The organism is Roseomonas sp. OT10, from assembly GCF_020991085.1.
Classification (GTDB): domain Bacteria; phylum Pseudomonadota; class Alphaproteobacteria; order Acetobacterales; family Acetobacteraceae; genus Roseomonas; species Roseomonas cutis.
This window is the reverse complement of sequence record NZ_CP087719.1, coordinates 4,237,735-4,259,683: the sequence shown is the minus strand read 5'-3', so window position 1 is coordinate 4,259,683 and position 21,949 is coordinate 4,237,735. Positions and strand designations below refer to the sequence as shown.

Here is a 21,949-nt window from a genome sequence, read left to right as displayed (position 1 = left end):
GCATTCGCCCGGGCCGGGCCGGGATTGCCGGGGCGGGGCGCATTGACGCCTGCCGGATGCCCTTCCTAGGGTGCCGCAGCATACCATCTCCGCCCGGCTGCCGAACCGGCGCCAGGGCCATCGCGGGGGTCGCCGGATCATGAAGCGCCGTCAGTTGATGTCCGCCGTTGCGGCGGCCGCCCTGTTTCCCGTGGCGTCTCCCTGGGGTTCGCTGCGCGCGCAGACCGCGCCGACGAATCGCACCCTGACCGTCGGCGTCCGCACGGGGCCGGAGAGCATCGACCCGCACTGGTCCACCCTGGGCGGGCATATCGAGGCGCTGCGCCACATCTTCGACAGCCTGGTCGGCCAGGACGAGAACCTGAACCTGAAGCCGAACCTCGCCCTGTCCTGGACGGCGGTGGATCCCACCACCTGGGAGTTCAAGCTGCGCCCGGGGGTGAAGTTCCACGACGGGTCCGACTTCACGGCCGAGGACGTGAAGTTCTCCTTCGATCGTATTCCCGTCGTCACCGGCCCGATGTCGATGACGCTCTACACCAAGCAGGCGGTGTCGGCCGAGGTGGTGGACCCGCTGACCGTCCGCTTCAAGACTCGCGGCCCGGCGCCGGCCCTGCCGAACGACTTCGCGCGGCTGATGATCGTCAGCCACAGGATCGGCATGGAGCCGCGCAACGAGGAGTTCAACAGCGGCAAGGCCGCGATCGGCACCGGGGCCTTCCGCTTCGTGAAGTGGGAGCCGCGCGGCGACCTGGTGATGGAGCGCTTCGACGGCTGGTGGGGCGGCACCCAGCCCTGGGCCCGCGTGATCCGGCGCGAGATCCCGAACGACGCGGCCCGCATCGCGGCGCTGAAGAGCGGGCAGGTGGACCTCTTCAACTACGTCCCCGCCACGGACGTGAACGCGCTGAAGCGCGATGCCACCATGGACGTGGTGGTGGGCGACAGCGTCTACGTCTTCAACGTCTACTTCTCGCTCGCCGAGAAGCTGCCGAAGCCGGCGAAGGTGGACGGCAGGGAGATCGAGGCCAACCCGTTCCGCGACCCGCGCGTGCGGGAGGCCTTCGACCTCGCCACCGACCGCCGCGCCCTGGCGCGCGTGGTGTTCGAGGGGCTGGCCAAGCCGATGAGCCAGCTGATGCCGGACAACTTCTTCGGCGCCAGCCCGAACCTGCCGGAGCGCCGTCCCGATCTCGCCAGGGCCCGCGCTCTGCTGGCCGAGGCGGGCTACCCGAAGGGCTTCGAGATCGACTTCTTCTCCACCAGCAACCGCCTGCCCGGCGACGGCGCGCTGTGCGAGGCGCTGGCGCAGCAATGGTCGCGCGTGGGCATCAAGGCCAACCCGAACGCGGTGACGGGCACCGTCTTCTTCCCCGCCAGCACGCGCGGCGAGTACAGCCTGCAGATGTCCGGCTGGGGCACGCTGACGGGCGAGGCCGCCTATACCTACGGCGCGATGATCCACGGTCCCGACCCCTCCGTCGGGCTGGGGAACTTCAATCGCTCCGGCTACAACAACCCCGAGGTGAACAGGCTGCTGCTGGAAGGCAGCCGCACCCTGGACGACGCCAAGCGGAAGGAGATGTTCATCCGCGCCACCGACATCAGCATGAACGACCGGCCGATGCTGCCGATCGTCATGCCGCAGACGGTCTGGGCGATGGGCAAGGGCAAGCTCTCCTTCACGCCGCGGGTGGACCAGGAGACGCTGGCCCACCTGATCACGCCGAAGGGCTGACGCTGGCCGGTGCCTGAATCTCCGTGATCGGCTTTCTCCTGGGGCGGCTGGTCCAGGCCGCCCTCGTCGTGCTCGTCATGTCGATGCTGGTGTTCCTGGGGGTCTTCGCCATCGGGAACCCCATCGACGTGCTGATCGATCCGGCCGCGACGCAGGCGATGCGCGCGGCCATCATCCGGCAGTACGGGCTCGACCTGCCGCTGTGGCAGCAATACCTGCACTTCCTCTCCAACGTCGCGCATGGCGATTTCGGCCAGAGCTTCGTCTTCCGCCTGCCCGTGCTGGGGCTGATCCTCTCGCGCCTGCCGGCGACGCTGGAGCTGGCGGTGACGGCGATGCTGATCGCGACGCTGATCGGCGTGCCGCTGGGCATCTGGGCCGGCTACCGGCCACAGGCGGCGTCGAGCAAGGCGATCATGGCCTTCTCCACCCTCGGCTTCTCCGTGCCCACCTTCTGGGTCGGGCTGCTGCTGATCCTGTTCTTCGCGGTGGAGTGGCGCGTCCTGCCCTCCGGCGGGCGCGGACCGGCCGGGTGGCTGGGGCTGTCCGTCTTCGGGCCGGAGGGGTGGAAGTACCTCCTCCTCCCCGCGCTGAACCTCTCCCTGTTCAAGCTCGGCCTGCTGATCCGTCTGGTCCGTGCCGGGACGGAGGAGGTGATGGGCAGCGAGCACGTCCGCTTCGCCCGCGCCCAGGGCCTGCCGGAGCGGCAGGTGGTGGGGCTGCATGTCCTCAAGAACATCGGCATCCCCATCGTGACCGTCTTCGGGCTGGAGTTCGGCTCCACCCTCGCCTTCGCCGTGGTGACGGAGACGGTGTTCAACTGGCCCGGCATGGGCAAGCTGATCATCGAGAGCATCACCTCCCTCGACCGCCCGGTGATGGTCGCCTACCTCATCCTGGTCGTGCTGCTCTTCGTGACGATCAATCTGCTGGTGGAACTGACCTACGGCTTCCTCGACCCGCGCGTGCGGGCAAAGGGCGGGCATTGATGGCGGCGTTGCGCGCGGTCCCCGGGGGAGGCCTCGACGCAATGCGTCGAGCCCCCGATGCCCCCTCCGCCGGGGGCGGGCCGGCCCCCGGACCCCGGCGGGAGTCTGGCTCCGCCTGGGAAAGGGACTGGGAGAGAGTGGAAGAAGCCGGCGGCGCGCGAGGCGTCCGGGCCCGCCGGAGGCCAGGGGCCTCCGGCGCCGTGACCCCGTGTCAGTCTGTCCCGCGGCAGCACCCCCTGGGTCCAGGGCCCGCAGGCTCCTGGCGGATGGGGGGCATGGGGGGGCAAGGCGGAGTCTTCCCCCCGGGTTCACAGGGACCAAGCGCATGAACGCCGAGGCGCTGCGCGACGGCTGGGCGGAGTACCGCGCCTCGCCGGTGGCGGTGATCGCGCTTGCGGTCGTCGTGCTCATCGTGCTGCTGGCGGTCTTCGCGCCCTGGATCGCGCCGCAGAACCCCTATGACCAGTCGGGGCTGGACCTGTCGGATGCGCGGCTGGAGCCGGGGGAGATCGGTTCCGGCGGCTATCCGCACCTGCTGGGCACGGACAATGCGGGGCGCGACCTGCTCTCGGCCATCCTCTACGGGTTGCGGCTGAGCCTGATGATCTCCGTCACCGCCGGGCTGATCGCGCTGGCGGTCGGTACGGCGGTCGGGCTGGTCGCGGCCTATTACGGCGGCTGGCTCGGCGCGCTGCTGATGCGGATCGTGGATCTGCAGCTGTCCCTGCCGGCGATCCTGCTGGCGCTGGTGATGGTGGCGATGCTGGGGCAGGGGGTGCCGCAGCTGATGGCGGCGCTGGTGGCGGCGCAATACGCCTATTTCGCCCGCACCGCCTTCGGCGCGGCCAGCGCGGAGCGGCGCAAGGACTATATCGAGGCCGCGCTCTCCACCCCGCTCTCGGGCCAGCGGGTGCTGCTGCGGCACCTGCTGCCCAACACGCTGCCGCCGCTGATCGTGGTGGTGACGGTGCAGATCGCCACCGCCATCTCGCTGGAGGCGACGCTCTCCTTCCTCGGGCTGGGGTTGCCGGTGACGCAGCCCTCGCTGGGGCTGCTGATCGCCAACGGCTTCCAGTTCCTGCTCTCCGGCCGCTACTGGATCTCCGTCTATCCGGGCATCGCGCTGATGGTGACGGTGCTGGCCATCAACCTGGTGGGCGACCAGCTCCGCCAGGTCATCAACCCGAGGCGGCGTTGAGCGCGGTGGCGACGGCGCCCCCCCCGGCCCTGGAGGTGCGCGGGCTGTGCACCGAATTCGCCGGGCGCAAGGGCGTGCTGCGGGCGGTGAACGGCGTGTCCTTCGCCATCGGGCGCGGTCGCATCCTGGGGCTGGTGGGGGAGAGCGGCTCGGGCAAGTCCGTCACCGGCTTCTCCATCATGCGCCTGGTGGAACCCCCGGGGCGCGTCACCGCGGGCGAGGTGCGGCTGGACGGGCAGGACATCACGCGCCTGACCGGCGAGGCGATGCGGCGGCTGCGCGGCGCGCGGGTGGCGATGGTCTTCCAGGACCCGCTGATGACGCTCAACCCCGTGCTGCGCGTGGGCACCCAGATGGCCGCCGCCGTGCGCGCGCACGACAAGGTCTCGCGCAAGGCCGCCTGGGACCGGGCGCGCGACGCCCTGGCCATCGTCGGCATCCCCAGCCCGGCCGAGCGGCTGGAGGCCTATCCGCACCAGCTCTCGGGCGGCATGCGCCAGCGGGTGGCCATCGCCACCGCGCTGCTGCATCGCCCGGCGGCGATCATCGCGGACGAGCCGACCACGGCGCTCGACGTCTCCATCCAGGGGCAGATCCTGGCGGAGGTGCGGCGCCTCGCCGACCAGACGGGCACCGCCTTCCTCTGGATCACCCACGACCTGGCCGTGGTCTCCTCGCTCGCGGACGATGTCTGCGTGATGTATGCGGGCCGCGTGGTCGAGCGCGGCCCGGCCGAGCGCGTCATCGCCTCGCCGCGCCACCCCTACACCGCCGCGCTGATCGGCTCCGTCCCGTCGGAGCACGCGCCGGGCGCGCGGCTGCCGCAGATCCCCGCCGGCGCCCCGCCCGGGCTGGTGGGCGCGGTGCCCGATCCCGGCTGCGCCTTCCGCAACCGCTGCCCGCGCGCGCAGCCCGACTGCGCCGAGCCGCCGCCGGAGCCGGAGTTCGGCGGCGGCCATTCCGCGCTCTGCCGCTATCCGCTGGAGGCCGCGGCATGAGCGGCGCGCTGCTGCGGATCGACCACGTCAGCAAGCGTTTCGCCCGGCCGCCCGGGCTGGGCGAGCGGCTGGCGCGGCTGCTGGGCGCGGGGGCGCCGCCGCGCGTGGTGCGGGCGGTGAACGACATCAGCCTGGACCTGCCGAAGCGCGAGGTGCTGGGGCTGGTGGGCGAGAGCGGCTGCGGCAAGTCCACGCTGGGCCGCATCGTCGCCGGCATCTACGAGCCCAGCGAGGGCACCGTCGCCTTCGAGGGTGCGCCGGTGATGCAGGGCGGGCGCAAGCGCACCGCGCGGGTGCAGATGATCCACCAGGACCCCTTCGCCAGCCTCGACCCGCGCATGCGCGTGGGCGACACGGTGGCGGAGGGGCCGGTGGCGCACGGGATCGTCCGGGGCGGCGAGGCGGACGGCTATGTCGCCGGCATGCTCGGCCGCGTCGGGCTCGACCCCGCGCTGCGCCGGCGCTACCCGCACCAGTTTTCCGGCGGGCAGCGCCAGCGCGTGGCCATCGCGCGCGCTCTGGCGCTGAAGCCGGAGCTGCTGGTGCTGGACGAGCCGGTCGCCTCGCTCGACGTGTCGATCCAGGCGCAGGTGCTGAACCTGTTCCTCGACCTGCGCGCGGAGATGGGGCTGACGGCGATCTTCATCTCGCACGACCTGGGCGTGGTACGGCACGTCTCCGACCGCGTGGCGATCATGTACCTGGGCCGCATCGTGGAGCTGGCGCCGACCGCGACGCTCTACGCCGCGCCCGCGCATCCCTACACCCGCGCGCTGTTCGACAGCGTGCCGCGGCTGGGGCGGGGCAGGGGGAACTTCCACCCGATCGCGGGCGAGATCCCCTCGCCGCTGCACCCGCCGCCCGGCTGCCACTTCCACCCCCGCTGCCCGCAGGCCGGGCCGCGCTGCCGGGTGGAGGCCCCGGCGCTGCTGCCGGTGGCGCCGGGGCAGGTCGCCGCCTGCCACCTGCATCACGGTGGTGTCGGGGGCGGCCCCGGCGCCACGGCCTGAGCCGAGCCGTGTCCGCCGCCCTCGCCCACCAGCGTTCGCACGGGACGGTGGTGCTCCGCTTCGGGCTGGTCGGGCCGCGCACGGCACTGCGCCACCTGGACCAGGCCGCGCCCGCCCGCGCGCTCTTCCCCGATCCGGAGCCGGGGGAGCTGCCCGTCGCCGCCCTGGTCAACACCGCCGGCGGGCTGGCCGGGGGCGACAGCCTTCGCCTTTCCGTCGCGGTGGAGGCCGGCGCGGCGGCCACCGCCACCAGCCCCGCCGCCGAGAAGATCTACCGCAGCCTCGGGGACACGACGGAGGTCGCCAACCGCCTCTCCCTGGGCGAGGGGGCGCTGCTGGAATGGTTGCCGCAGGAGACCATCCTCTTCGACGGGGCCCGGCTGCGCCGCCGGACGGAAGCGGACCTCGCCCCCGGCGCGCGCCTGCTCGCCGCGGAGATGCTGGTCTTCGGCCGCGCCGCCCGCGGCGAGCGATTCGCCCGCGGGCGGCTCCTCGACTCCTGGCGCCTGCGCCGCGGCGGCCGCCTGCTCTGGGCCGATGCGCTGCGGCTGGATGATCCCGCCGCCGCCCTCGCCGCGCCCTTCGGGCTCCATGGCGGCGGCGCGCTGGCCACCCTCCTGCTCGCCGCTCCGGACGCCGCCGCGCACCTGCCGCTGCTGCGGGAGGCGGCGGGCCCGCTCGGCGCCGCCACCCTGCCGCGCGACGGCCTCCTCCTCGCCCGCTGGCTCGGCCCCGCGACGGCCCTGCGCGCGGCGGTGGGGCAGGCGATCATCGCCCTGCGCGCCGCCGAGGGCCGCGCGCCGCGCCTGCCGCGGCTGTGGCTGAGCTGACCGGCCCGGGGCTCCTGGCCGCCGGGACGGGGGGCGCAACGCCGCCGTGACCACGCTCATCCTCGGGGGGTTCGGGTGCGGTGACCTGGCGGCGGAGGCGGCATTGTCCGCCTGTGTCACGCTACCCGGGCCGCGCTGGGTCGAGACGGCGGATGCCGCGGCCGCCCGGCGGGTGCTGCCGGGGTGCCGGCCGCTGCCGCCGGGCGGGCCGCTGCCGGAGGGTGTGCGGCTCGCCGTGCTGACCGGGCCGCTGCATCCGCCGGCGGAGCGCACCGCGGCGCTGATCGGGCGGCTGGGGGAGCTGGCGGCGCGCGGGGCGGCGATCCGGCTGCACGCCGTGTCCTTCCAGGCCTGGGGGCCGCTGCACCGGCCGGCGCCGGCGCTGCGGGCGGTGCTGGAGCGGCTGGAATCGGTCTCCGCGCGCGACCACCGCACGCTGGACAGCCTGCTGGAATGGCGCTGCCCCTGGATGCCGACGCTCGATCCCTTTCCGGGCGCCTGGTCGGTGCCGGAGCTGCCGGCGGACCGGCCGGCCGGGAAGCTGCTGGGTCTGGCGATCCGCGACGGCGGCCCGGTGCGTCAGGCGGCGGAAGTGCACGGGGCTCGCATCGCCGCGCTGGTCGAACGCTACGCCGGCTGGACCGTGCTGCCCCTGCCCGTGGTGCGGCGGGAGGGGGAGCCGGACGACCTCCGCGCCGCCCGCGACTTCGCCGCGCGCTTCCTGCCGGATTCGCCGGTCCTCGACCCCTGGCCCGAGCATCCCGATGCCTGGCGGGCGGAGGCGACGCCGGCGCGGCTGGCGGGCTGGCTCGGCGCCTGCGACGCGGTGGTGGCGGGGCGGGACCTGGCCATCGCGCTCGCGGCGTCGCGGGGGGTGCCCTGCCTGGCGCTGGCGCCGCATGCCGAGGACGAGGCGGGCCGCGCCGCCGGAACCCTGGCCGACCGGCTGGTGCCCGGCAGCCGCTACGTCGTGCTGCCCGCCACGGGCCCGGCGAGCTGAAGCGCCCGGGCATAGACCTGCCGACGCGGCAGGGCGAGCGCGGCCGCCACCACCGCCGCCGCGTCGCGCAGCGAGGCGCCGCTGGCCAGCGCCTGGCGGAGGCGCGCGTCCAGCTCGTCCTCGCCGGCCACCGTCTCCTCCGCCGGGCCGACCACCAGCACGATCTCGCCGCGCGGCGCATGGGCGGCGTAGTGCGCGGCCAGCTCGCCGAGGGGGCCGCGCCGCACCTCCTCGAAGCGCTTGGTCAGCTCCCGCGCCACGGCGGCGGGGCGGCCGGCGCCCAGCCCCTCGGCCAGGGCGGCCAGCGTCTCCGCCAGCCGGTGCGGCGCCTCGTAGAGGATCAGCGTGGCGCGCAGCCCGGCGCGCTCCAGCCCGGCCAGCCGCGCCACCTCCGCCGCGCGGGGGCCGGGCTTCGGCGGCAGGAAGCCATGGAACAGGAAGGGGTGCGGCGGCAGGCCGGAGAGGGTCAGCGCCACCAGCGCTGCGTTGGGGCCGGGGATGGCGGTGACCGGCAGCCCCGCCTCGATCGCGGCCCGCACCAGGCGGTAGCCGGGGTCGCTGACCAGCGGCGTGCCGGCATCCGAGACGAGGGCGAGAGCCTGCCCCCCTTGCAGCCGCTCCAGCAGGCGGGGCGTGGCGCTCGCCTCGTTGTGGTCGTGCAGCGGCACCAGCGGCGTGCCGACCCCCTGGCGCGCGAGCATCGGGCCGGTCACCCTGGTATCCTCGCAGAGCACGGCGTCCGCGTCGCGCAGTGCGGCCACCGCCCGGGGGGACAGATCCCCCAGGTTGCCGATCGGCGTCGCGACCAGTACCAGACCACCCGGCCTGCCCCCGGCCTCGGCCCCGGGCGCGCCAGCGACAGGGAGTTCGTCCGGTGAAGCCTCTCCTGCCCCCGCGGTCTCCCGCCTTTCCTCGCCCAAGCTGGCGTCTCCCGATCCTCGCCGCCGTCCTCGCACTCGCGGCCTGCGCTCCGCAAGCCCGGGGGCCGATCGGCTACGTCCCGCCCAGCCCGCCCGGCGGCACGATGCCGGTGGAGGCGCCGCGCGCCCGCGTCGCCCTGCTGCTGCCGCTGACCGGCAGCCAGGCGCCGCTGGGCCGCTCCATGCTCAACGCCGCGACCCTGGCCCTGTTCGAGCAGTCCGGCCCGGCCGTGGAGTTCCTGCCGCGCGACACGGGCGGTTCGCCCGCCGGCGCGGCGGAGGCGGCGCGCAGCGCCATCGCCGAGGGGGCGCGGGTGATCGTCGGCCCCCTGACCTCGGCCGAGACGGGCAGCGTCGCGGCGGTCGCGCGGGCCAGCAACGTGCCGGTGCTGGCCTTCACCAACGACGCCAACCTCGCCGGGCGCGGCGCCTGGGTGCTGGGCATCACCCCGGCGCAGCAGGTCCGCCGGCTGGTGCAGTCGGCACAGGGGCAGGGCGTCCGCCGGATCGCCCTCGCCGCCCCGAGCGGCCCCTTCGCCACCCAGCTCGCCGCCGCGTTGCGCACCGCGGCGCAGGATGCCGGGCTGCCGCCGCCCCTGGTCGTCACCTATCCGCAGGGCGCGGCGATGAGCATGGCGGCGCGCGAGTTGGCCAGCCGCGTCCTGCCGCCCGGCGCCGCGCCCGCCACCCCGGATGCGGCCGTGCCGGGCTCCGCGGCCCCCGGCGCCGGCCTGCCGCCGGAGGGCGGCCCGGAGCCGGTCGGGCTGCTGATCCTGGGCGAGAGCGGGGCCCGCGCCCGGCAGTTCGCCGCCGCCCTGCCCGAGGCGGGGCTGGCCGTCCCGCCGCTGCGGCTCGCCGGCCACGCGCTCTGGGCGCAGGAGGCCGTCTCCCTGGCGCAGGAGCCGGCGCTGGCCGGGGCCTGGTTCCCCGCCCCGGACAGCTACGCCCATGCCCAGTTCGAGGACCGCTACCAGCAGGCCTTCGGCGACCGCCCGCCGCGCCTCGCCGCCACCGCCTACGACGCCGCGACGGTGGCCGTGCGCGCCGCCCGCAACGGCCCCGAGGCGCCCCTGGCCCTGCCGCTGGACGAGATCGTGCTGGGCGGCGACGGCGCGCTGCGCCTGCTGCCCGACGGCCAGACCCAGCGCGCCCTGGCCGTCTTCGCGCTGGAGCCCGGGGCCGAGCCGCGGGTGGTCGAGCCGGCGACCCTGCCGGGCGCTGCCGGGTCGTGACCGGTCCCCTGGCTGGCCCCCTGGCCGGGGCTGCCCCGCCACCCTTCGCCTGATGCGGCAGCCCGGGATGCCGGCGACGGCCTCCCCGGGGGGGCTGGCGGGGCCGGCCCCGTCCGCCCCCTGACCCGACGGGACCGATGCGCAGCCTGCTTTTCCTGACCCTGGCGCTGGGCGGCGTGCCGGCGCTGTGCCTGCTGGCCATGGGCGCGCAGGGCGCTGCCCGCTGGGACGCGGTGCTGGCGGCGCTGCTGGCCACCCTGGCCGCCGCCTGGCTGCTGGCGCGCATCGGGCTGGGGGCGCTGGCCCGGCTGGCCGCGGCACTGCGCGGGGAGAGGCCGCCGCCCGCCCTGCCGCTGCTGGGCGAGGTCTCCGACGCGGCGGCCCGGCTGGTGCGCGACCTGACCGAGCGGGGCGCGCTGGTCGGCCGGCTGCGCGCGGCCGATGCCGCGATCGTGGAGGCCCTGCCCGACCCGCTGCTGGTGCTGGGCGCCGACCGCGTGCCGCTGCGCGCCAATGCCGCCGCCCGGGTCCTGTTCGGCACGGCCGGCGATGCGCCGGGTTCGGGCGACGTGGGCGCGCTGCTGCGCCATCCCGTCCTGGCGGGGGCGGTGGAGCGGGCCATGGCGGAGGGCGTGCCGCAGGTGGCGGACCTGACCCTGCCGGTGCCGATGACGCGCGACCTGGTGGTGCGGGTCAGCCCGCTGGAGCCTCCGCTTTCCGATGGCGGCCGGCTGCTGGTGGTGCTGTCGGACCGCACGCGGGAGCGGGCGGTGGAGCGGATGCGGGCGGATTTCGTGGCCAATGCCAGCCACGAGCTGCGCACCCCCCTGGCCAGCCTGATCGGCTTCATCGAGACCCTGCGCGGCCCGGCCGACGACGATGCCGCCGCGCGGCGCCGCTTCCTGGGCATCATGGCGGAGCAGGCGGAGCGGATGCGCCGGCTGATCGAGGACCTGCTGGGGCTGACGCGGATCGAGGTCTCGGAGCACCAGCCGCCCTCCGGCGAGGTGGACCTGGCCGTCCTGGCCCAGGCGGAGCTGGAGGCGATGGTGCCCATCCTGGAGGCGCGCCGGGTGACGCTGCGGACGGAGCTGGCCCCGGCGCCGGCGCATCCGGCCGAGGCCGGGCAACTGGCCCAGGTGCTGCGCAACCTGCTGGAGAACGCGGTGCGCCACGGCCGCGAGGGCGGCACGGTGCGTGTCGGCACCGGCCAGGCGGAGGGCGGGGTCTTCCTCGCCGTCGCCGATGACGGTCCCGGCATCGCACGGGAACACATCCCCCGGCTGACCGAGCGCTTCTACCGGGTGGACAAGGGCCGGTCCCGCGCGGTCGGGGGCACCGGACTCGGACTGGCCATCGTCAAGCACGTGGTCAACCGCCACCGCGGCCGGCTGACGATCGAGAGCACCCCGGGCGAGGGGGCGTTGTTCCGGGTCTGGCTGCCGGGAGGCTGATGCCGGCGGCAGGATGACCTGGCCCGTCAGGCTGTGGTGTTGCGGCGGCGGACCGGGAGGGGACGCCGTCCCCTCCACGGACCCTCCCCTGCCGGGGCCACAAGCGGGCCCCGGACCCCGCTGGGAGTCTGGTTCTCCGCGGCTGCCGTCAGCCTGCGGGCTCAACCCTGACGGCGCGCGGACAGGCGGGACTCTGGAAAAGCTTCAGAGGGCGTCAGTGAGGGCGGAGGCCGTACCCGCCGAGGAGCCAAGCTCCTCGGCGCCTCGACCCCGTATCCGGCTGTCCCGCGGCAGCGCCCACCGGGTCCAGGGCCTGCAGGGTCCTGGCGGAGTGGGGGTACGGGGGCGAGGCGGAGCCTTGCCCCCGGGCCACGGGCGCCCCCGCGCCGGCACGGATCAAGGCGCATCCTGCCGGCCGGATGGCACGGCCGACGCGCCGGCCTCCGGGGTGGGGCTCTGTCCTGTTCCCGGGCACGGGCAGGTCCCTAGGGCCGAGGCGTGTGCCGCCCGCGGGGGGAGGGGGCGCGGGCGTTCCGGGGGCCGTCACGTCTGGTTATTTGCCGCCGTCCCGCCGGGTGGATAGGTTGCCGCCGCATGACCCGGCTGGACCGCTACGTCTTCCGGCAGCTCGCCGTCGCGCTGGTCGCGGTGACGGTGGGGCTGGCCGCCCTGATCTGGCTGACGCAGAGCTTGCGCTTCATCGAGCTGGTGCTCGACCGGGGCCTGTCCTTTGCCGTCTTCCTGGAGCTGACCGGGCTGCTGCTGCCTTCCTTCTTCGCGGTGATCCTGCCCATCACCACCTTCGTGGTGACGCTCTTCACCTATGTCCGCCTCGCCTCGGACCGGGAGCTGGTGGTGATGCGCGCCGCCGGGCTGTCGCAATGGCAGCTGGCCCGGCCGGCGGTGGGGCTGGCGCTGATCGCCACCGGGATCTGCTTCGTCCTGCAGCTCTGGCTGGTGCCGATGAGCCACACCGCCTTCCGCACCTGGCAGTTCGAGATCCGCAACCAGATGGCCGCGATCCTGCTGCAGGAGGGGGTGTTCAGTGCCATCGGCAACGACCTGACGGTCTATGCCCGGCTGCGCGAGCGCGACGGGACGCTGCGCGGCATCCTGGTCCATGATGCGCGTGAGACTGGCGCCCCGGTGACCATCCTGGCCGAGGAGGGCCGCCTGTCCCTGACGCCGGAGGGGCCGCGGGTGACGCTGATCAACGGCCAGCGGCAGCAGGTGGAGCGGGTGAACCCGCCCGCGGGAAGCCCGCCCGGCACGCCCCCTACCCTGCGCCTCTCCGTGCTGACCTTCGGCGAGAACAGCGTGGACCTGGCCCGCACCGGCCGGAACGTGGACGATGCCCGCAACCGGGATTCGCGGGAGCGGTCGGTGAGCGAGCTGATGAACCCCGACCCGGCGGAGAACCTGCCGGAGCGCGATATCCGGAAGTTCTACGCCGAGGGGCACCAGCGCCTGACCTCGCCGCTGACCGCCCTCTCCTTCGCCATGGTCGGCATGGCCGCGGCGCTCGCCAGCGGCTTCCGCCGGCACGGCGGCGGCTTCGCCATCGCGGCCGGCGTCGGCGCGGTGGTCGTGCTGCTGGCGCTGGGGCTGGCCGTGGGCAACCTCGCCGCGCGGGACAACCGCTTCGTGCCGCTGATCTGGCTGCATGCGGTCGGGCCGGCGGTGGTGGCCGCCTGGGTGCTGGCGGGCCGGCCCGGCTGGCCAAAATCGGCGCCGCGGGCCGCCGCGGCATGAGGGCGCGGCACCAGGCCGGGGCCCGCCGTCCGGAGACGGCGGACGCATGATCCTCGCCTTCACCCTGGGCAGCTACGTCGCCCGGCGCTTCGCCGGGATGGTGCTGCTGCTGCTTGCCGCCCTGACCGGGCTGGTGGCGCTGTTCGACTTCATCGAGCTGCTGCGCCGCGCCGCCACGCGCCCCGAGGCCACCTTCCCGATCGTGGCCACCATCGCGGGGCTGCGCCTGCCCTTCATGGCGCTGCAGGTGCTGCCCTTCGCCATCCTGCTGGGCGGCATCGTCGCCTTCTGGCGCCTCTCGCGCTCCTCGGAACTGGTGGTGGCGCGCGCGGCCGGGATCTCGGCCTGGGGCTTCCTCACCGGGCCGGTGCTGGTGGCGCTGGGCTTCGGCGTGATCGCGACCGCGGCCATCACTCCGCTCTCCTCGGCCATGCTGTCGCGGGCGGAGCGGCTGGACAGCATCTACCTGCGCAACACCGGCGGCATCACCGCGCTCGCCGGCGGCAAGCTGTGGCTGCGCCAGGCGGACCGCGACCTCGACCCGCAGGGGGTGGCGATCCTGGCCGGACGTCCGGCCGAGCCGGGCCGCCGGCTGGAGCGCGCCGTGCTGCGGCTGGAGGAGGCGAGCGTCTGGCGCCTCTCCGCCGCCGACCGCCCGCTGGCGCGGGTGGAGGCGCCGGCGGCCGTGCTGCAATCGGGCCGCTGGGTGCTGGAGAACGCCGTCTCCTTCGGCGCCGACCGCCAGGCCAGCCCGCCGCACCGGATCGAGCTGCCGACGGAGCTGACGCCGGACCGGGTGGAGGACAGCTTCGCCAGCCCCGACACGCTGTCCTTCTGGGTATTGCCGGACTTCATCGAGCTGCTGGAGCATTCGGGCTTCTCGGCGGTGCGCCACCGCCTGCACTATCAGTCCCTGCTCTCGCTGCCCGTGCTGGCCGTCGCCATGGCGCTGCTGGCCGCGGGCTTCTCCATGCGGCAGGCGCGCCGGGGCGGGGTGGCGCAGATGCTGGGGCTGGGGGTGGCCGCCGGCTTCGCGCTCTTCGTGCTGGACCGGGTGGCGGGCGAGTTCGGGGAGACGGGGACGCTGCCGGTCCTGCTGGCGGCCTGGGCACCGGCCGTGGCAGGACTCCTGCTGGCGCTGTCGCTGCTGCTGCATCTGGAAGACGGGTGAGGGGGAAGGACGCTATGGGGGGAGGAGACATGCGCCATCCCGGGCCGCGGGCCGGAACCCGCGCCGGGGACGCCCGGCCGCGTGGGACCGATCCGGAGCGCGCCCGGTCCGCACGGCTTCACCGGGCGGGTGCCGGCGGCCGCCGTCCGGGCCTCCCCGCGCGGCCGGCCCTGGCGGCGCCGGGCCTGGCGCTGGCCCTGGCGGCGCTGGCCCTGGCGGCGCTGGGCCCGGCGCGGGAGGCCGTGGCGCAGCGCACCGATGGCAGCATCCTGGGCGCGCCGCGCGGCCGGCAGCCCGCCGGCCCGCCGGCCGACCGCAACGCCCCGGTCACCTTCACCGCCGACTCGGTCGAATACGACGAGAACCGCGCCCTGGTCACCGCCAGCGGCAACGTCGAGGCGTGGCAGAACGAGCGCATCCTGCGCGCCGACCGCATGACCTACGACCGCAACACCGGGGTCGCGGTGGCGGAAGGCAACGTCCAGCTCCTCCAGCCCGACGGGCAGGTGCTCTTCGCCGACCGGGCGGAGCTGGCCGGGGGCATGCGGGAGGGGGTGATCGAGGGGGTGAGCGCGCTGCTGGCCCAGAACGGCCGGCTGATCGCCAACGGCGCCCGGCGCACCGACGCGCCGGGCGGGCCGATCCTGGACCTGTCCCGGCCGGTCTATTCCTCCTGCGACCTCTGCGCCGACGACCCGACGGAGCCGCCGCTGTGGCAGGTGCAATCGCGCCTCGCCACGCGCGACGAGGGCGCGCAGCGCATCCGCTTCCGCGACGCCACGGTGCGGCTGGCGGGGGTGCCGGTGCTCTACACCCCCTACATGTCGATGCCCGACCCCTCGACGCCGCGCTCCTCGGGCTTCCTCTCGCCCTCCTTCGGGCAGACCCGCTACCTCGGGGTCTTCACCGAGATCCCCTACTACTGGGCGATCGACGGGGCCTCGGACCTCACCGTGACCCCCACCATCTCCACCGACGTGCCGCCGTCGCTGGCCGCCGCCTACCGGCGCCGCTTCAACTTCGGCGAGCTGCACGCGGAGGGGTCGGTCGGCTACCTGAACGGCGACGAGACCAACAACGAGAAGGGCTGGGGCGGGCACATCTTCAGCCGCGGCACCTTCAACATCGACGAGACCTGGCGCACCGGCTTCAACCTGAACCGCGCCACCTCCGAGACCTACCTGCGGGCCTTCCGCTTCCCCAGCCCGCGGGTGCTGAGCAGCGACGTCTATGCCGAGGGCTTCTGGGGGGCGGAGGGCTACGCCCGCATCGACGCCCGCGCCTATCAGGGCCTGCGCAGCACGGACGACATCGCGCAGATCCCCTTCGTCCTGCCCAATGCCTACTACGACCACGTCTTCGCCCGGGACGGGCTGGGCGGCACGGCGGGCTTCGACGCCTCCGCCTTCGCCATCACCCGCGACAAGGGCACCAGCACCCGCCGCCTCTCCAGCCGCGTCACCTACAGCCTGCCGCGCATGGGCGCCTATGGCGATCTCTGGACCTTCCGCGCGCAGGGCGACCTGATGGGCTACTGGGCGGACGACCTGAACCAGGCGCCGAACTACTCGACGACGGATTCCATCACCACCGCCCGCGCCAACATCCGCGCCGCCATCGACTGGCGCATGCCCTTCGTCCGCTCGGCGGGTGAGTACGGGCGGCAGGTCGTCGAGCCGCGCCTGCAGCTCGTCACCGGCCCCGCCACCGGCCGGCAGATGGACATCCCGAACGAGGACAGCCTCGACTTCGAGTTCACCGACGCCAACCTCTTCGCCCTGAACCGCTTCACCGGCCGCGACCGGCAGGAGGGCGGGACCCGGCTGGACGCCGCCATGCGCGGCGCCTGGCTCTTCCCCAATGGCGGGCAGCTGGAGGGGATCGTCGGCCAGTCCTACCGCACCTCCACCGAGGAGGTCTTCGCGCTGCGCTCCGGCCTGCGCGACCGCGTCTCGGACGTGGTCAGCCGGGTGACGCTCTCCCCCGTGCCCTGGCTGGACCTGACCGCGCGGACCCGGCTGGACAAGGACAGCTTCGACCGGCAACTGGTCGACGGCTCCGCCCGGGTGGGGCTGGCCGGGCTGGGCGGCCCGAACGTGACCCTGACCGCGGGCTATCTCTACACCGTCCCCAACCCGGCCCTGACCCCGTCCAACTACCGGCGCGAGGTCTACGGCGCGGCCTCGGCCAAGGTCTCGCGCTTCTGGTCGGCGGGCGGCTTCGGCCGCTACGACATCGAGATCGACCGCCCCGTCTCGATCGGCGCCAACATCACCTATGAGGACGAGTGCCTCATCTTCGACACCCGCTTCTACAAATCCTACGCCGAACAGGCCTCGACCGGCAGCACCTATCCCTCCTCCACCACGGTGCTGTTCCGGATCGGCCTGAAGACGCTGGGTGACTTCGGCTTCCGGGCGCTGTAGCCCGGGGCCGACGATCCGCGACTCCCCCCGATGCGCCTCTGACGGCCCAGCCCGGACTCCCCATGCGACGCCTGTTCCCCCTGCCTTCCCGCTGCCTCCCCTCCGCGCTCCTCCCGCTGGCCCTGCTGCCGGCCCTGCTGCTGGCCCCCGCCGCCGAGGCGCAGCCGGGGCCCCGCCCGGCCCGTCCGGCGGCCTCCGCCCCCGCCCGGCCCGACCCCGGCGCCAACCGGATCGTGGCGATCGTGAACGGCGAGGTGATCACCCGCTCCGAGGTGCAGAGCCGCGCCCGGCTCTTCGCCATCAGCACCGGCATGGCGGCGGCGCCCGACGTGCTGCAGCGGATCGAGCCGCAGGTGCTGCGCCTGCTGATCGACGACCGGCTGCGGCTGCAGGACATCCAGCGGCGCCGCATCCCCGTCACCGATGACGAGGTGGCCCGCGCGGTGGCCGACATCGAGGCGCGCAACGGCCTGCCGCAGGGCGGGCTGCGCGCCCAGCTTCGCCAGGCGGGGGTGGAGCTGCGTGTGCTCTACGACCAGATCCGGGTGCAGATCGGCTGGTCCCGCATGATCCGCGCCCTGCTCGGCCCGCAGGCGGAGCCGGGCGAGGCCGAGGTCAAGGAGCAGATGGAGGCGCACGCCGCGCGGCTGGGCCAGCCGGAATACCTCGTCTCCGAGATCTTCATCCCGCTGGACGACCCGGCGCGCGAGGGCGAGGTGCAGCGCTTCGTGGGCGACGTCGTCTCCCGCCTGCGCGCCGGCCTGCCCTTCCCCGTCGCCGCCACTCAGTTCAGCCAGAGCCAGACGGCCCTGCAGGGCGGCGACCTGGGCTGGGTGCAGGCGGATACGCTGGAGCCGGAGGTGGCGCGCCTCGTGTCCCAGATGCCGCCCGGGGCCATCAGCAACCCGGTCAAGGTGCCCGGCGGCTTCCGCATCGTCGCCCTGCGCCAGCGGCGGGAGACGGGGCGCGAGATCGCGACGCTGGTGCGGGTGCGCCAGGCCTTCTTCCCCTTCAGCACCGCGCTCGACCCGCAGAACCCGACCGAGCAGCAGCGCCAGCAGCTGGAGAAGGCCCAGGCCCTGCGCGGCGGCTGCGAGGCGGTGGAGGCGGCGGCCCGCAACAGCCCGCGCCCCGCCGATCCGGGCGAGATCCGGCTGGAGACGCTGCAGCCGCCGCCGCTGCGCCAGCTGATCGCCGGCCTGCCGATCGGCCGCGCCAGCCAGCCGATCGTCACGCCGGACGGCATCATGGTGATCGCCGTCTGCTCCCGCGAGACGCGCAACCTGGCCCAGTACACGGAGGAGCAGGCCAAGGCCGAGCTGCTGCGCCAGCGCGCCGAGCTGATCTCCCAGCAGCAACTGCGCAACCTGCGCCGGCAGGCGCAGATCGAGATGCGCGACTGACCGGCGCGGTGACCCTCCTTGGCCCGTCCGGCCGGTTGGCGCGCGTGTCCGGGCGGCGGGCCGGGGGGAGGCGTCGCCGCCTCCCCAGGCCTCCCTCCGCCGGGGCCACGAGCGGGCCCCGGACCCCGCTGGGAGTCTGGCGCCGCGTGGTCGGTGTCAGCCTGCGGACTGCACCCGGGCAGAGCGCAGACAGGCGGGGCACCGAGGAAAAATCAAAGGCCGCACGTGCTGCGGCCGCCGTCGCCGGGGAGCATGGCTCCCCGGCGTGCGACGCGCCCGTGAACGGGGGTCCAGGGGCTCTGCTCCTGGCGGATGGGGGGTCCGGGGGGCAAGGCGGAGCCTTCCCCCTGGCCGCGGCCGGCCACGCCACCCACCACCCCGGGCCTGCCGCGGCGCGAGGGGGCCCGCATGGCTGACCCGGCCGACCTTCCCGGCCTGCGCGAGACGGTCGCGCGGCATGGGTTGGATGCGCGCAAGTCGCTGGGGCAGCACTTCCTGCTGGACCCGGCGGTCTGTGCCCGCGTCGCGCAGCAGGCGGGCGACCTGGCCGGGCGGCAGGTGGTGGAGGTCGGGCCCGGCCCGGGCGGGCTGACGCGCGCGCTGCTGGCCGGGGGGGCGGAGCATGTCACCGCCATCGAGCTGGACCGACGGGCGGTGGCGGCGCTGGCCGAGCTGTCCGGGGCCTTTCCCGGGCGGCTGACGGTGCTGGAGGCGGATGCGCTGCGGGTGGATGCGGCCGCCCTGGTCGGGGCTCCGCGCAAGGTGGTGGCGAACCTGCCCTACAATGTCGGCACGCCGCTGCTGGTCGGCTGGCTGCGCCAGGCCGGGGCCTGGGAGAGCCTGACGCTGATGTTCCAGCAGGAGGTGGCGGCGCGGATCACCGCCGCCCCGGACAGCGAGGATTACGGGCGCCTTGCGGTGCTGGCGCAGTGGCGCTGCATGGCGCGGATGGTGATGCGCCTGCCGCCCGGCGCCTTCTCCCCCCCGCCCAAGGTCTGGTCCGCCGTGGTGCATCTGGTTCCGCATGCGGAGCAGCCGGCCCCCGAGCTGGCCGCGGCGATGGAGCGGCTGACCGCGGCCGCCTTCGGGCAGCGGCGCAAGATGCTGCGCGGGTCGCTGAAGCCGCTGGGGCAGCCCGAGGCGCTGCTGGAGGCGGCCGGGATCGAGCCGACGCGGCGCGCGGAGACGCTGGACGTGGCGGAGTTCGAGCGGCTGGCGCGGGCGGTGCTGGCCCGCTGAGCCCGGGGGAGGGGGCCGGCCAGCCCCTCATCCCCCGCATGACGCCGTCCTTTTCCGCGCCCTTGCCCCCGGCCGCGCCCGGTGCCATCGCCCCGTCGTCACCGTCCGGGCGCATGCGCGACCCGGAAAGGTCACGCGCCTCCCCGTCCCGGACTGTGCTAGGCTCCGCCATGGACCAACCGATTCCAGAACAGGCTGCCGCCGCCCTCGCCAGCTACGACGCCCCGCTGGTCTTCGCCCTGCCCAAGGGCCGCATCCTGAAGGAGCTGAAGCCGCTCCTCACCCGGGCCGGCATCGTCCCGGACGCGGATTTCGAGGACGAGGACAGCCGCTCCCTCCGCTTCGCCACCAACCACGCCGGGCTGGACGTGGTGCGGGTGCGCCCCTTCGACGTCGCCACCTTCGTCGCCCATGGCGGCGCCCAGATCGGCGTCTGCGGCGGCGACGTGCTGATGGAGTTCGACTACCCCGAGCTCTACGCGCCGCTCGACCTGCGCCTCGGCGCCTGCCGCGTCTCGGTGGCCGAGCCGCGCGAACTGGCCGGGCGGGACGACCCCTCCACCTGGTCGGCGGTGACGGTGGCGACCAAGTACCCCGGCATCGCCACCCGCCACTTCGCCGCGCGCGGCATCCAGGCCCAGGTGGTGCACCTGAACGGCGCGATGGAGCTGGCGCCCTCGCTGGGCCTGTCCCGGCTGATCGTGGACCTGGTGCAGACCGGCTCGACCCTGAAGGCCAACGGGCTGGTGGAGACGGAGGTGATCGCCCCGGTCACCTCCCGCCTCGTAGTCAACCGCACCGCGCTGAAGACCCGACCCGAGGAGATCGGCGCCTGGATCGCCCGCTTCCGCGAGGCGCTGGAGGCATGAGGCGGCTGGACACGCGCGACCCCGGCTTCGCGGCCGGGTTCGACGCGCTGCTGGACACGGCGCGCGAGACCACGGCGAAGGTGGACGGTGCCGTCGCCGCGATCATCGCCCGCATCCGGGCGGAGGGCGACGCGGCGCTGCTCGACCTGACCGCGCGCTTCGACCGCTGGACGCCGGGGAGCGCCGCCGCGCTGCGCGTGACGCCGGAGGAGGTCGCGGCCGCGAAGGCGCGCTGCTCGCCCGAGCGCCTTGCCGCGCTGGACCTCGCCGCGCGCCGGATCGAACGCTTCCACGCCGCCCAGATGCCGCGGGACCTGGTGCTGCCCGAGGAGGGGCTGACCCTGGGGATGCGCTGGGGGGCGGTGGACGCGGCCGGGCTCTACGTGCCGGGCGGCAAGGCGGCCTATCCGTCCTCGGTGCTGATGAACGCCATCCCGGCGCGCGTCGCCGGGGTCGGGCGGGTGGCGATGTGCGTCCCCACGCCGGAGGGGGAGATCAACCCGCTGGTCCTGGCCGCCGCCGACCGCGCCGGGGTGACGGAGATCTGGCGCATCGGCGGGGCGCAGGCCGTGGCGGCCCTGGCCTGGGGGACGGACTCCGTCGCCCCGGTGGACAAGATCGTGGGCCCCGGCAACGCCTATGTGGCCGAGGCCAAGCGGCAGGTCTTCGGGCGGGTGGGCATCGATTCCATCGCCGGCCCGTCGGAGGTCGTCGTCCTGGCCGATGGCGGGCAGGACCCGGCCCGCGTCGCCATGGACCTGATGGCCCAGGCCGAGCACGACGAGGCGGCGCAGGCGATCCTCATCACCGACAGCCCTGGCCTGGCCGGTGCCGTGGCGGAGGCGGTGGAGGCGGCGCTGCGCACCCTCCCGCGCGGCGCGATCGCCCGCGCCTCCTGGGAGGCGCATGGTGCCGTCATCCTGGTCCGCGACTGGGACGAGGCGGCGCGGCTGACCGACCGCCTCGCGCCCGAGCACCTGCAGGTCATGGTGCCCGACGCCCCGGCGCTCTTCGCCCGCATCCGCCATGCCGGCGCCGCCTTCCTCGGTCCCTGGTGCCCGGAGGCGCTGGGCGACTACGTGGCCGGGCCGAACCATGTGCTGCCGACCGGCCGGACCAGCCGCTTCGCCTCGGGGCTCTCGGTCTACGACTTCCTCAAGCGCACCACCTGGGTGGAGGCGACGGAGGCCGGGCTGCACGCCATCGGCCCGGCGGCGGTGGAACTGGCCGAGGCGGAGGGGCTGGGCGCGCACGCCCGCAGCATCGCGATGCGGCTGGGCCAGAGCTGAAGGGCCAGAGCTGAAGGGGCGGGGCTGAAGGGGCGGGGCTGAAGGGCCGGGTCCGATGGGCCGGGGCTGATCGGAGGGTGCGACCCGCCCCGGCCGCATCCCGGGGCGCAGCCCGCGGCAGGCCGGGCCAGGGGGATACCGCGGGGACGCGCTCACCGCCCGACGCCCAGTGCCTGCATTGCCGCGAGCCCGCCGCGGAAGAGGCCCGCCGCGAGCATGGCCAGGAGGAGGACCACGGCCAGCTTGGCGACGGTCATCCTCAGCCAGGGCCAGGGCTCCGCCGCCAGCCGATCCAGGCGCAGCCGGGACAGCGCGTCGTCGCCGGGCTCCATCCCCCTGGCGCGCCGCTCCAGGAGGCGGAGCAGGTGGAGCGCGCGTCGCGGCGTGAGGCGCGTCATGCGGGGCCGCTACGGCGCCCCAGGGGCCTGGGC

Annotated in this window: 18 protein-coding genes; 16 read left to right on the top strand and 2 right to left on the bottom strand. The window is 75.0% G+C overall.

What is annotated here, in order from left to right:
* Window positions 1-157: 157 nt before the first annotated feature.
* From LPC08_RS19360 to LPC08_RS19330, 7 genes are all read left to right on the top strand, one after another.
* Window positions 158-1,738, top strand: a complete 1,581-nt coding sequence (locus LPC08_RS19360; protein WP_230449870.1) for an ABC transporter substrate-binding protein — start codon at window positions 158-160, stop codon at window positions 1,736-1,738.
* Between the two features lie 23 nt (window positions 1,739-1,761).
* The gene (locus LPC08_RS19355) at window positions 1,762-2,727 is read left to right on the top strand and encodes an ABC transporter permease (RefSeq protein WP_230449869.1); all 966 of its coding nucleotides are present in this window, start codon (window positions 1,762-1,764) and stop codon (window positions 2,725-2,727) included.
* Between the two features lie 325 nt (window positions 2,728-3,052).
* Window positions 3,053-3,925, top strand: coding sequence for an ABC transporter permease (locus tag LPC08_RS19350; protein ID WP_230449868.1), 873 nt, complete (start codon window positions 3,053-3,055; stop codon window positions 3,923-3,925).
* 5 nt (window positions 3,926-3,930) lie between these two features.
* Complete coding sequence (locus tag LPC08_RS19345; RefSeq protein ID WP_230449867.1) at window positions 3,931-4,923, top strand: ABC transporter ATP-binding protein; 993 nt, start codon at window positions 3,931-3,933, stop codon at window positions 4,921-4,923.
* Window positions 4,920-5,933 (top strand): ABC transporter ATP-binding protein, encoded by a 1,014-nt coding sequence (locus LPC08_RS19340; RefSeq protein ID WP_230449866.1) that lies wholly within the window; start codon window positions 4,920-4,922, stop codon window positions 5,931-5,933. The genes LPC08_RS19345 and LPC08_RS19340 overlap by 4 nt, the downstream gene beginning before the upstream one ends.
* Window positions 5,934-5,941: 8 nt before the next feature.
* Entirely contained in the window at window positions 5,942-6,763 is an 822-nt protein-coding gene (locus LPC08_RS19335) for an urease accessory protein UreD (RefSeq protein WP_230449865.1), read from the top strand.
* 46 nt (window positions 6,764-6,809) lie between these two features.
* Entirely contained in the window at window positions 6,810-7,763 is a 954-nt protein-coding gene (locus LPC08_RS19330) for a hypothetical protein (protein WP_230449864.1), read from the top strand.
* Here the strand turns inward: LPC08_RS19330 and rsmI are convergent.
* The gene (rsmI, locus tag LPC08_RS19325) at window positions 7,727-8,578 is read right to left on the bottom strand and encodes a 16S rRNA (cytidine(1402)-2'-O)-methyltransferase (protein WP_230453115.1); all 852 of its coding nucleotides are present in this window, start codon (window positions 8,576-8,578) and stop codon (window positions 7,727-7,729) included. The two genes, LPC08_RS19330 and rsmI, sit on opposite strands and share 37 nt — an antisense overlap.
* A 209-nt stretch (window positions 8,579-8,787) precedes the next feature.
* Between rsmI and LPC08_RS19320 the strand changes: the two genes are divergently transcribed.
* The 9 genes from LPC08_RS19320 (at window position 8,788) to hisD (ending at window position 21,518) form a co-directional block, all read left to right on the top strand.
* Complete coding sequence (locus LPC08_RS19320; protein ID WP_230449863.1) at window positions 8,788-9,915, top strand: penicillin-binding protein activator; 1,128 nt, start codon at window positions 8,788-8,790, stop codon at window positions 9,913-9,915.
* A gap of 137 nt (window positions 9,916-10,052) precedes the next feature.
* On the top strand, window positions 10,053-11,369 hold the full coding sequence (locus LPC08_RS19315) for an ATP-binding protein (protein WP_230449862.1): 1,317 nt from the start codon (window positions 10,053-10,055) through the stop codon (window positions 11,367-11,369).
* Between the two features lie 594 nt (window positions 11,370-11,963).
* Window positions 11,964-13,121 (top strand): LPS export ABC transporter permease LptF, encoded by a 1,158-nt coding sequence (gene lptF / locus LPC08_RS19310; RefSeq protein WP_230449861.1) that lies wholly within the window; start codon window positions 11,964-11,966, stop codon window positions 13,119-13,121.
* 46 nt (window positions 13,122-13,167) lie between these two features.
* On the top strand, window positions 13,168-14,292 hold the full coding sequence (gene lptG, locus LPC08_RS19305; RefSeq protein WP_230449860.1) for an LPS export ABC transporter permease LptG: 1,125 nt from the start codon (window positions 13,168-13,170) through the stop codon (window positions 14,290-14,292).
* A gap of 29 nt (window positions 14,293-14,321) precedes the next feature.
* On the top strand, window positions 14,322-16,718 hold the full coding sequence (locus LPC08_RS19300; protein ID WP_230449859.1) for an LPS-assembly protein LptD: 2,397 nt from the start codon (window positions 14,322-14,324) through the stop codon (window positions 16,716-16,718).
* 62 nt (window positions 16,719-16,780) lie between these two features.
* Window positions 16,781-18,121, top strand: a complete 1,341-nt coding sequence (locus LPC08_RS19295) for a peptidylprolyl isomerase (protein WP_230449858.1) — start codon at window positions 16,781-16,783, stop codon at window positions 18,119-18,121.
* A gap of 408 nt (window positions 18,122-18,529) precedes the next feature.
* Window positions 18,530-19,360, top strand: a complete 831-nt coding sequence (gene rsmA, locus LPC08_RS19290; protein ID WP_230449857.1) for a 16S rRNA (adenine(1518)-N(6)/adenine(1519)-N(6))-dimethyltransferase RsmA — start codon at window positions 18,530-18,532, stop codon at window positions 19,358-19,360.
* 170 nt (window positions 19,361-19,530) lie between these two features.
* Entirely contained in the window at window positions 19,531-20,229 is a 699-nt protein-coding gene (hisG, locus tag LPC08_RS19285; protein ID WP_230449856.1) for an ATP phosphoribosyltransferase, read from the top strand.
* Complete coding sequence (gene hisD / locus LPC08_RS19280; RefSeq protein ID WP_230449855.1) at window positions 20,226-21,518, top strand: histidinol dehydrogenase; 1,293 nt, start codon at window positions 20,226-20,228, stop codon at window positions 21,516-21,518. Before hisG ends, hisD begins: the two co-directional genes overlap by 4 nt.
* Window positions 21,519-21,670: 152 nt before the next feature.
* Here hisD and LPC08_RS19275 read toward each other — a convergent pair whose 3' ends face one another.
* Complete coding sequence (locus LPC08_RS19275) at window positions 21,671-21,916, bottom strand: hypothetical protein (protein ID WP_230449854.1); 246 nt, start codon at window positions 21,914-21,916, stop codon at window positions 21,671-21,673.
* Window positions 21,917-21,949: the final 33 nt, after the last annotated feature.